A 9,761-nucleotide genomic window follows, 5' to 3' on the forward strand; every position below is an offset into this window, starting at 1 on the left:
CCATTGTAGATAAGGTAATTTTTCAGCAAAAAACACACTGTGCTGACCTGTTCCAGAACCAACTTCTAATACTGTTTTAACGTTTTTTAACGCGCTATTTAAATGCTCTAAAATTGGCCCTTTATTGTTTTCACATGCTTGTGAAAATGGCTTTGTCATTGAGTGCACCAAAATTGTGGATGTTTGCACAATAGTAAAGCAAATTTGCAATATGTTGTCGTGACTAATTATGATTTATTTATTAAGTTAAATATAATCATATAGTTAGATATAGCTGGCTTGATTGGTATGTATTATGCAGCAACATAATTGACCCATTTAAGGGTTAATTAACTAATCACAAAAGGATAAAATTATGCATATGCCTCCCTATACCGCTGTTGATGCAGCAGTCGCTATCACCGAAAAAAGTACCGATGATCACAGTGAAACCCTTGATATGAGAGCAACAGTAATTGATTTACTTTCTCATCCAAAACATAATCAAAAGGCGATCACTAAACATGAAACAGACCAGATATTTATTCTCGGATATAATTAAAATACACGCCGTAAATAATTTTTATAATAACTATTTACACTGAAACCGATCAAGTGTAATGATAACTATTATCATTATTTGAGTCGGTTTTTTTATGTCTTCAAATAACGCCTTAAATAACTATCAACATACTCTTGCATTTAATTGCAAAAGGCCAGGTCTGCATGCCCCAATGCTTGTCGCTCATTATATAGACGCAGCTCTCAACGTAGCTAAAAACTTTGAACAACTTGATAATCCGCTACTTCAGGAGTATTACCTTAGACGCACACACCATGAAATTATAAATAAAATGTGCGATCCTCTTACTCATAATGCAATTCGCAAACAATGTCTACACCAGCTACACAAACCATTACTTGCATTAAAGCGTTTCTACATAAGCCACAATAGCCGTGCTAAATTTTTATTACTTGAGCGTGAAGCTCGTATTCTTAGTCACGAATTCAACCCTTTTTAAGGAGCACATTAATGAGCAACTTTAGAATAGAATCAGACAGTATGGGCGAATTAAAAGTACCTGTTAACGCTTTATATCAAGCACAAACACAGCGCGCTGTTAATAACTTTGCTATTAGCGCCCTCACTATGCCAGCACAATTTATAAAGGCACTGGCGTATATAAAACAAGCTGCAGCACAAAGTAACTGTGAGCTAGGGCTTATAAATAAAACCAAGGCAACTGCAATAGAGCATGCTTGCCAAGCGATTATTGATGGTAAGCATCATGATCAGTTTCCTGTTGATGTGTTTCAAACCGGTTCAGGAACTAGTTCTAATATGAACGCCAATGAAGTAATAGCAACACTTGCCAGTACTCAACAGGAGCTTGTACATCCTAATGATGATGTAAACATGGGCCAAAGCTCAAACGATGTAGTCCCTACGGCTATTGCACTAAGTAGTGCCCTAGCCGTGAAGCAAGCATTACTGCCAGCTCTTGAAAACCTTTCGCAACATTTAGAAAATAAAAAGAGCGAAATAGGCGCTATTGTTAAAACAGGTCGCACCCACTTAATGGACGCGATGCCTGTTACATTCGAGCAAACCCTTAATGCATGGCAATCGCAAGTAAATAACGCAGCTTCAGGCATTCGCCATAGCTTAGAGCCAGTGTGTGAGCTTGCTCAAGGTGGTACAGCTGTTGGTACCGGTATTAATGCCGACCCAAAGTTTGCAGATTTATTTTGCACTAACCTAACTAAAAACGTGGGGATCCGGTTTTCGCCAAGCAAAAACTTTTTTTATAATATTGGTTCACAAGATGCCATTGTTGCACTGTCTGGGCAATTAAAAGTACTCGCTGTAGCACAAATGAAAATAGCGAACGACTTACGCTGGATGAACTCAGGCCCTCTTGCAGGTTTAGGCGAAATAGAACTTGAAGCCCTACAACCTGGCTCATCTATTATGCCGGGTAAAGTAAACCCAGTCATACCAGAAGCCGCTGCGATGGTTAGCGCACAAGTGATTGGTAACGACGCTACAATTACCGTTGCTGGTCAATCTGGTAACTTTGAACTAAATGTTATGCTGCCCGTTATTGCCTATAATATTTTGCAAAGCATAGAGCTACTAACAAACAGCGCCCAAGCTTTGGCAGAAAAAGCCATAGCCACATTTATCGTAAATCAAGCTAACATTGACCGCGCTCTTGCTAAAAACCCTATTTTAGTGACTGCACTTAATCCGGTGATCGGTTACGAAAAAGCAGCAAAAATAGCGAAACAAGCCTATAAAGAAGCCCGTCCTATTATTGATGTTGCCGAACAAGAAACTGACTTACCACGTGAAGAGCTCGAAAAACTGCTCAACCCGACTAAGCTCACACAAGGTGGTTTGTAGTTTTTGAAAAGCCATAAATACGGCTTTAATTACTTGATTATAGAGTTTTTATTGCCGTAAAAAATGCACCGTGTATGATAGTGATGAATTATTCATCACTATCAAGGTATCTTATGCGCCCTGTATTATTAGCTATTGTTTTACCCCTTTGTTTAAGTGCGTGTTTAGATAAAACACCAGCAGAAAAAGAATCAGTAACCACTGCTGAAGTAATAAAACCAAAACAACAAACACTAAAAGAAACCACTCAAACAAAAAGTGACGTTGAGGAAATTTCAAACTCAAGTCTTAAAGCGGTATCGGTTGAAGATATTACGACAGCTAAAACCCAATTAAACACGCTTATTGCTGACACTAGCTGCGATACAAGTATGCAATGTAAAGTTATTGCAGTAGGTAGTCGCGCCTGTGGTGGCCCTAGTAGCTTTGAAGTTTATTCAACCAAAACAGCAAAAGACGAGCAAGTAAAAATACTGAGCAAAACAATCACCGAGCTTGAAAGTAATTTTAATGCGCAAAAAGGAATGATGAGTATTTGCCAGCATTTAACAACACCAAGCACTCAGTGTGTTGAAAATAAATGTGTTAAACTTGAAGGCTCAGCGGTAAGTGTATTTTAAGGATAACAATATGAGTGGTTTGACATTGACAGTTAAATTATCAATTTTTAGTGTTGCTGCTAGCATTTTTTTACTCAGCGGTTGCTCAACAACAGCATCTGTAAATAGTGCTCAAGGGCAGAATTTGTCGGCTTTAAATAGCCAACTTGCCAATATTGTTGATAACAATGGCTGTACAGCAAGCTTTCAGTGTAAAGTACTTGAAGTAGGAGCACGAGCGTGTGGCGGGCCGAGTAAATATGCTGTTTATTCAACGCTAAATACCCCTCAAGAGCAAGCAGAAAGCATTGCAAAGCAGATCACCGAACAAGAAAAAAATCAAAATGAGCAACAAGCACTAACTGATTGCTTACCGGTTATTGAAGTACAATCGCTGTGCATTAACCAGCAATGCCAATCAATAGATATTAAGTAATAAATAAAGTATTAAGTGCTATTTCAGCGTTATTGACTTAAGTACGGAATAAGCGCTGAAATAACCACGACTAACAGCACACATATCCCTGCTTTTAGTATGTATTTCATTGGCATAGTTTTTAGTACCCAGTATGCATATATAAAACGCACAAAATAACTTGCTGCAGTACCAAATAAAGCAAAAATAATTAGGTAAGTAATCAGTATAATATTCAAAGCAGTACTTCTTTATAGTTGTTACCTTTAGTGTAAGGGCTTAATACAAAGAACGCAAAAGCACTGCTTTTCAATTTATTAGCTTTTGATAAATGATTTAAAAGTACATTGAAGTACCCATCCATTTAATCTTATTTTTAGCTAAAATAACTGCCTAACATACTTTTATAAACCAGGGTTTAGGCCAACTACTTAGCTTTTTTAGTATGCGCAATTAAAAGCTCTGCTACTTGTTGCTTTACCGCGCGCTTATCTTCGCTTGGTACATCAAAGCGGCTCGCTAGTTGCGCTATCTCATCATCATTCAAATTGAACGATAAGCGCTGTCGAGTCTTTTTAGACTTAACATCTAAGCCAAGTATTTTGCGGATCATATCGGATGGCGTGAGCTCTTGGTCAATTGCTTGCTTTTTTATTTGCTTTTGAACATCGCTACTCAAATCAAATGCCATTTGTGTTGCACGTACAGCTTGCTCTTGGCGCAACCACTTATCTTTAGCATCGCTCACTTCGCGTCTCCAGGAAATAAATCCACTATATCGGTAATTGGGCGCGTAAGTGTTAATGACACTTCGGTTTCGCCGCCATCCCAAATTTCAATATTTAGGCTATGCCCTTCATCAGGCGATTCTAAACATATCATTTCACAAGGCTCGCCACCGTCTTGCTCATAGCGAGGTAGGCTTTGACCACGAAAGTCTTTATTATGAAAATAACAAACAAACGGCGATTCAGTTTGTTGGTAACTTTTAGCCAAAAACTGCATAAAACGCTCAGGAGTATTTTTAACTGCAATATGCGTTAACGACTCTTCATCAAAAATACGAGCAAATTCATCTAATGTGAAAATATCGTCTACTTCATCTCGTTGAACTTTTATCGAAAAATTAGCCCACTGCTCGCCGTCTTCTTGTGCTATTTGTAAAAACACAACTTGACCACTGTTTGTCTCAAGCACAAACTCAGTATCACTACTGTGCTGATATTGATAAGTTTGCACATCAATAACACGCAATGTTTGCCCTTTTAACCACGACGGATAAGCAAACGAATCTATAACGGTAAACATGTCACCTTTTTTAAGCTCACTTGCATGGTTAAGCTGACGTTCTGGCTCTTTTTTAGATTTGAAAAAATTAAACATAATAAAGCATCCCTTAAGCAAAAAAGGTAACTAAGCGACGCTTAATTACCTTTTATTATAAATGTACGAACTATTAGCCGTTTTGCTTGGCTTTAATGCGCGCTAAAATATCGGCACTTTTTGGACTTGTGTCACCAATGCCTGCTTCAGCCATTTTCGCTTTTAAATCGTCGCCATTAACTTCTGACTCAAGCTCTTTTGCAGCACCTAACTGATCGCTACGGTCTTGTTGACGCTGTTTAATACGCTCTAGTGATTGTCGAGCTGAGGTCATCGAAGAGCTATTCGTATTAAGCGTACTGTTAACAGCCATTGTTGCTTGCTGTACGCTTTCTGTGGTTTTAACCATAGTAAGCTGACGTTGATTTTCTTTAATCGACTTTTCAGCGTCTTTAACTTGCTGCTTAAGCGTTACAATGTGGTTGCTAAAACCTGCTAATACTTGCTCGTTTTCAGCTTTTTCAGCTTCAAAGTCACCAATTTTTTCTGCAATTTCTAATGCTAAGGCTTCGTTACCTTTTTCAAGTGCTTGGCCTGCATACGCTTCGTGTTCAGCAATTGATGCATCTACAGCGCTAATTTTTCGCTTAGTTTGCATTTCTTTAGCCATTACTTCGGTCAGGCTTTTTTTAGCACGGTGAAGTGCATTTTGTGCATCAGCGATTTCTTGTTCAAAAATACGGATACCATTTGCATCTACAATTGCTTCGCCCGCTTCACGAGCGCCACCACGTACTGCTGTAAATAATTTTTTTAAAATACTCATAATCTTAACTCCACTAACTAGTTACTAATCGTTTAAATACAAGGTCACGGCTTCTAGTGCATCAATCGCGTTGTCAGCTAATGTCACTAGTTCGTGGGTAACATCATCTAATGATGAGTTTACCGACAGTGCACCAAAAATCGCGTATTTATTATCGATTTTAGCAAATGCACTTAGTGGAATTGGCACGTTTAAACGTAACAATGTTTCGTTTAACTCGTTGCGTAATTCACTTTTCACTTCGTCTTCGCCAAACAAGTAGCTAATACATAACAACTGCTCTTGAGTTTGCGTAACAAAAATTGGAAGTTCATCATTTCCATCAACAATGACTTGTAAAACATCTTGCTCACCTGGATTGGCAATCAAGAAAGACTCAAAGTTAGCGCCTTCAGTTTCAAAAGAAGCTAATTTTATTGAAAGTTCGTTTAATTCCATGTCTCTGCCTTTTTTGTTGTTTGACATATTATGTCTGAGTTAAGATTCGCACGGCAGACATATTATGTCAACCGTGTTTTGTTAGTTTTTATACAATTCACTCTCTATTTGCCATGCTGAACGGTAATAATCATAAAGCTGCCCAGAACCTAACCTATTGACCTCTATATCATTTATTTGTTCAAAATACTGATTAGGGAATACAAAACTTGCTAGTAAATATTTTTTACTTATCCATCGTGACGATACCGGCATTTCGCCTATATTATTTATTCGTGCACTGGCTGGTTGACCCATTTTGGTAGCAATTGTCCACCCCCACTGACCAAACGATGGAATATTTTGTTGGTATTGCTCCACGTAATCAAATCCGGCAGCCTTAACAGTTTTAGCTATACTCAGAAACGCCTTTTTTGCATGATATGGCGACGTTGATTGCACAGCCATAGCCCCATCAGGAGCAAGTAATTGACGTACATGATTATAAAAATAATCGCTGTATAACTTATTTAGGTCAGGATGATTCGGATCAGGTAAATCAATAATAACAGTGTCAAACTGTTTGTTTTGATCGAGTAACTTCTCAACCTCTAAAAAAGCATCACCCACGATTATGTTAGCTTTGGGGTCTTTCATTGAGTCGTTGTTGAGGTTTATTAATCGCTGCGTGATGGCTTTGGGCGGGGTAAACTTATCGTCTTCATGGCCAAATAGGTTAAGTAACTGTCCATCTAAATCAATTAAAGTGACTTCGTTTACCGACCACTTTAGTACATCCCTTAATGCTAAACCGTCACCCCCGCCAATAATTAGCACCTTATCATGTCGGTTAGAGGCAAGCATAGCCGGATAAACTAGCATTGAATGATATATTTGTTCATCAACACTTGAGAACTGTAGGCGGCCATTTAAGTATAGGTCGGTAATAGGTTGCGGTTGATTTTTGCTAAGTCGTTCTGTTAATACAACATGCTGATATTTAGTCGCCTGAGAATAAATAACTTTATCTTTATATAAGACGTTGCTTAGGCTATTCATCCAACTGCTGCCGAGCACTAAAATAAAGCCAAACAGCACAAGCAGTAAAATATGGCAAACCAACAAAGCTTTAGCAAAGCGTACATGGGCATGGTAGCGCCATAAAAAAGCAAGCCCTGCAATAATATTAAATAAAGCGGTCCATGCAGCAGCTTGCATGATAGGCATAGCCAACATTATGCTTACCCAAATTGCTGCGCCAATACCTGCCCCAATGTAGTCTGCACCATAAATAGTTCCTGCATTGTTTTCTAAAAACCGCCCGTACACATGTTGGCGAATACGCGCTATAAGCGGTATTTCCATACCAATAAACAGTCCTAATACTAAGCCAAATACATAAGGTAAAAAGCGTGACCATTCTTGTAACTTTTGAAATACATAGCCATTAAGTACAACGTCTGGTGGCAGGTTAAAAATGCTCGAGAACAAATGAGGAAGCGAATAACTAACTGCAATCACACTTGCTATGGCCAAAATACAGCCCATGCCAATCAAAGCTATAATGCTTTCTAGCCAAGCAAATGCGGTGAACGCATCTTTAAACCAACGCGCTAAAAAAGCCCCTAGCCCCATAGCTACTATCATGGTGCCAATCATGGCGTAAATGGCACTTTCTACAGAGCCTAATACTCGGCCGGCATAGTGAGAGAGTAGGTACTCATAAATAAGGCCGCACCCAGCGAGCACAGCCATAACAGTGATAAGTAATATATCGTGCCCAAGTAAGCGAGACTTACTTGGGCTTTGAGTTGTTGATGACACGAATTATGCGCCTAATAAGGTTGCCATTGTGATGCCTACGGCAAACGATACAGCGGCAGAAATAGCTGCTACACCCACATTTTTTTGACGATTAACTTCATCAGAAATATCACAACCCGATAAAATTATTTTAATGGTCACTAAGTGTAAAATAATAAACGCAACTAGGCTCACTACTGCACTAACAGCCCAATATAATAGGCTAGCATTAATATTATCTGCAGCATAAGGTGCAACACCTGTTGCCGCTGTGATTGCTAATGCACTACCCACTAAATAACCAGCGTAACGAATACCAACAGCTAAGTTATCATCAATAATAGCTTGTTGAAGACAGTCACCATTTTTATTTGTGCGTTTAAATAACATAACTCGGTACTGGCTCACAAATAACAGCACGATGCTACCAATAACAAAGGCAGCAATGACAATCGGTAAACCATGCCATCCCTCTGTAGCTACCCATAGCAGTGCTGAACGAATGACAATTGCCACACTCACTACATGGCCAAAATCAATGATAGAAGCAGTCACATTACCTTTAACAATTTCATCATGTAGGCTCACTTTACGCAGTGCAACTTTGTCTTGAAAAAAGTGACCAAGCTTAATTAACACAATGGCAAGCGCACCATAGCCAAGCATTTGCAGTGCTTCTTGCTGAAGCGTTGCAGCAAATGCACCACTGCTTACACCGGTTAATACGATAGCCAGCGCAACCAAACCAGCGGCAAAACTAATACCAAAGGCAAAATTATCACGCTCTGTTATTTCGTCATTGGCATGTAAATTTGAAACCCAGCCTTTTATATATTTAAGGCTAACAAATAGCAGCACAATTATTGCAAAGTCTATCGCTAAAGCTTGCAGCGACCACGTAGTTATTCCATTAAATTCATACATATTATTCTAACTCCAACTTTATTCTTTACTTACCACGGCTCACGCCACGAGAGGTTCTGCTTCCACTGTCACGAACTGAACCAGAGCTATTGCTATAGCTACTTGAACGTGAGTAACTGCTGCGACTCTTAGGCGGTGTATAGCTACTTCGACTTAACCCTGATGCACCAGTCTTTTTACTCGCATACGGGCTTGTGAACTGCTTACCTTGGCGTTGATATGTTTGACGTGTACGTGTCTCTAGCGCGCTTTGTGTTTTAATTTGTTTAGGGCTTGAGTAGCGATAACGACCATAATCGTTGTAATAGCTGTACTTACGGCGTTTACTCCAGCTTCCGTATTCAACCCTGTCAAATACATCCCCTAAAATACGGTACATGCCGTACCATTGCCAAAAACTGATGCCACTGCTATTTGTTTGCCAGTTACCGTAGTTGGGATTACCCACCATCTGGTTGCCTACCCCTTCACCCTCGGCTTGTTGGCTAATAGCACCAACGCGAGCTAGGGAGCCTTTTGACATATCAGCAAGCATATTGATTGGATCAGTTAAAGCGTCAGAGAACAGTGAAGGTTTTGCAGCTTCACGTAAAAGATCGATGCTGTGCAACGTATCTTCGTAAGGGGGGATTAAGTAAGTACTTTTAGTCTCTTTAAGTCGCTGTAATAAACCACTATAAAGTGCACCTTGGCGCGAAGCATCTAAAGTAATTACATCAACAACATTTGAAAGCTCTGGCTGTTGTTTTTTTAAAAGCGCACCATACTCTTTAAGTAACACAGCATTGCGTATACTGCCATTATCTAGCGCACTACCTAGCTGTGATAGCTCAGCATCCGCTTTTTTTATAGACTCTTGAATTGTTTGTTGTAGCTGCTCTTCTTTAGATTGACAACCCATAAGCACCGTAAACAAACAAAACAGGCTTATAAGTTTCCAAACTTTACTATTCGACATTCATGTCACCTGATTTACTAAATTAACACAGCTAGTCTTACACAGGTCACTTAGTAAGCCAAGAATGAAATTGCAACAAAATGAGAAGAGATGTAAAGAATAAAGTAGAT

General features: G+C 39.2%; 14 protein-coding genes. 5 read left to right on the plus strand and 9 right to left on the minus strand.

Translation table 11 applies throughout. From position 1 onward, the window contains the following. A partial coding sequence (locus BCG07_RS16495) for a DUF938 domain-containing protein (RefSeq protein WP_286891163.1) occupies positions 1-159 on the minus strand: 159 nt, incomplete at its 3' end. 196 nt (positions 160-355) lie between these two features. Here BCG07_RS16495 and BCG07_RS16500 point away from each other — a divergent pair. The 5 genes from BCG07_RS16500 (at position 356) to BCG07_RS16520 (ending at position 3,421) form a co-directional block, all read left to right on the plus strand. Beyond that, positions 356-541: a hypothetical protein gene (locus BCG07_RS16500; protein ID WP_010558102.1), complete on the plus strand. Its 186-nt coding sequence runs from the start codon at positions 356-358 to the stop codon at positions 539-541. Positions 542-635: 94 nt separating this feature from the next. Next, complete coding sequence (locus tag BCG07_RS16505; RefSeq protein ID WP_286891153.1) at positions 636-1,001, plus strand: hypothetical protein; 366 nt, start codon at positions 636-638, stop codon at positions 999-1,001. 11 nt (positions 1,002-1,012) lie between these two features. Beyond that, positions 1,013-2,386, plus strand: a complete 1,374-nt coding sequence (locus BCG07_RS16510; RefSeq protein WP_286891154.1) for a class II fumarate hydratase — start codon at positions 1,013-1,015, stop codon at positions 2,384-2,386. Between the two features lie 113 nt (positions 2,387-2,499). Beyond that, positions 2,500-3,006, plus strand: a complete 507-nt coding sequence (locus BCG07_RS16515; protein ID WP_286891156.1) for a hypothetical protein — start codon at positions 2,500-2,502, stop codon at positions 3,004-3,006. A gap of 10 nt (positions 3,007-3,016) precedes the next feature. Beyond that, the gene (locus BCG07_RS16520; protein ID WP_286891158.1) at positions 3,017-3,421 is read left to right on the plus strand and encodes a hypothetical protein; all 405 of its coding nucleotides are present in this window, start codon (positions 3,017-3,019) and stop codon (positions 3,419-3,421) included. Positions 3,422-3,450: 29 nt separating this feature from the next. Here BCG07_RS16520 and BCG07_RS16525 read toward each other — a convergent pair whose 3' ends face one another. From BCG07_RS16525 to BCG07_RS16560, 8 genes are all read right to left on the minus strand, one after another. Then, positions 3,451-3,639 carry a hypothetical protein gene (locus tag BCG07_RS16525; protein ID WP_006793823.1) on the minus strand — a complete coding sequence of 63 codons (189 nt, stop codon included), beginning with the start codon at positions 3,637-3,639 and terminating at the stop codon, positions 3,451-3,453. A 188-nt stretch (positions 3,640-3,827) separates the two neighbouring features. Continuing rightward, complete coding sequence (locus tag BCG07_RS16530) at positions 3,828-4,148, minus strand: hypothetical protein (RefSeq protein ID WP_006793821.1); 321 nt, start codon at positions 4,146-4,148, stop codon at positions 3,828-3,830. Further along, on the minus strand, positions 4,145-4,783 hold the full coding sequence (locus tag BCG07_RS16535) for a DUF4178 domain-containing protein (protein WP_006793820.1): 639 nt from the start codon (positions 4,781-4,783) through the stop codon (positions 4,145-4,147). The genes BCG07_RS16530 and BCG07_RS16535 overlap by 4 nt, the downstream gene beginning before the upstream one ends. 73 nt (positions 4,784-4,856) lie before the next feature. Further along, on the minus strand, positions 4,857-5,549 hold the full coding sequence (locus BCG07_RS16540; RefSeq protein ID WP_006793819.1) for a PspA/IM30 family protein: 693 nt from the start codon (positions 5,547-5,549) through the stop codon (positions 4,857-4,859). Positions 5,550-5,573: 24 nt separating this feature from the next. Further along, positions 5,574-5,987 (minus strand): YjfI family protein, encoded by a 414-nt coding sequence (locus BCG07_RS16545; protein WP_006793818.1) that lies wholly within the window; start codon positions 5,985-5,987, stop codon positions 5,574-5,576. Between the two features lie 81 nt (positions 5,988-6,068). Beyond that, on the minus strand, positions 6,069-7,790 hold the full coding sequence (locus BCG07_RS16550) for a polyamine aminopropyltransferase (RefSeq protein ID WP_039038459.1): 1,722 nt from the start codon (positions 7,788-7,790) through the stop codon (positions 6,069-6,071). A 3-nt stretch (positions 7,791-7,793) separates the two neighbouring features. Further along, positions 7,794-8,693, minus strand: coding sequence for a DUF350 domain-containing protein (locus BCG07_RS16555; RefSeq protein WP_008128289.1), 900 nt, complete (start codon positions 8,691-8,693; stop codon positions 7,794-7,796). A 25-nt stretch (positions 8,694-8,718) separates the two neighbouring features. Next, positions 8,719-9,651 (minus strand): CHAD domain-containing protein, encoded by a 933-nt coding sequence (locus BCG07_RS16560; protein WP_006793815.1) that lies wholly within the window; start codon positions 9,649-9,651, stop codon positions 8,719-8,721. Positions 9,652-9,761: the final 110 nt, after the last annotated feature.

Source organism: Pseudoalteromonas sp. ESRF-bin5 (genome assembly GCF_002632075.1).
In the GTDB taxonomy this organism is placed as follows: Bacteria; Pseudomonadota; Gammaproteobacteria; order Enterobacterales; family Alteromonadaceae; genus Pseudoalteromonas; species Pseudoalteromonas marina.

What these genes read in the sequence shown, in the direction of transcription:
- BCG07_RS16545 (WP_006793818.1), bottom strand. Translation starts at nt 5,987, where the DNA reads ATGGAATTAAACGAACTTTCAATAAAATTAGCTTCTTTTGAAACTGAA.
- BCG07_RS16505 (WP_286891153.1), top strand. Translation starts at nt 636, where the DNA reads ATGTCTTCAAATAACGCCTTAAATAACTATCAACATACTCTTGCATTT.
- BCG07_RS16510 (WP_286891154.1), top strand. Translation starts at nt 1,013, where the DNA reads ATGAGCAACTTTAGAATAGAATCAGACAGTATGGGCGAATTAAAAGTA.
- BCG07_RS16540 (WP_006793819.1), bottom strand. Translation starts at nt 5,549, where the DNA reads ATGAGTATTTTAAAAAAATTATTTACAGCAGTACGTGGTGGCGCTCGT.
- BCG07_RS16520 (WP_286891158.1), top strand. Translation starts at nt 3,017, where the DNA reads ATGAGTGGTTTGACATTGACAGTTAAATTATCAATTTTTAGTGTTGCT.
- BCG07_RS16560 (WP_006793815.1), bottom strand. Translation starts at nt 9,651, where the DNA reads ATGTCGAATAGTAAAGTTTGGAAACTTATAAGCCTGTTTTGTTTGTTT.
- BCG07_RS16535 (WP_006793820.1), bottom strand. Translation starts at nt 4,783, where the DNA reads ATGTTTAATTTTTTCAAATCTAAAAAAGAGCCAGAACGTCAGCTTAAC.
- BCG07_RS16500 (WP_010558102.1), top strand. Translation starts at nt 356, where the DNA reads ATGCATATGCCTCCCTATACCGCTGTTGATGCAGCAGTCGCTATCACC.
- BCG07_RS16515 (WP_286891156.1), top strand. Translation starts at nt 2,500, where the DNA reads ATGCGCCCTGTATTATTAGCTATTGTTTTACCCCTTTGTTTAAGTGCG.
- BCG07_RS16555 (WP_008128289.1), bottom strand. Translation starts at nt 8,693, where the DNA reads ATGTATGAATTTAATGGAATAACTACGTGGTCGCTGCAAGCTTTAGCG.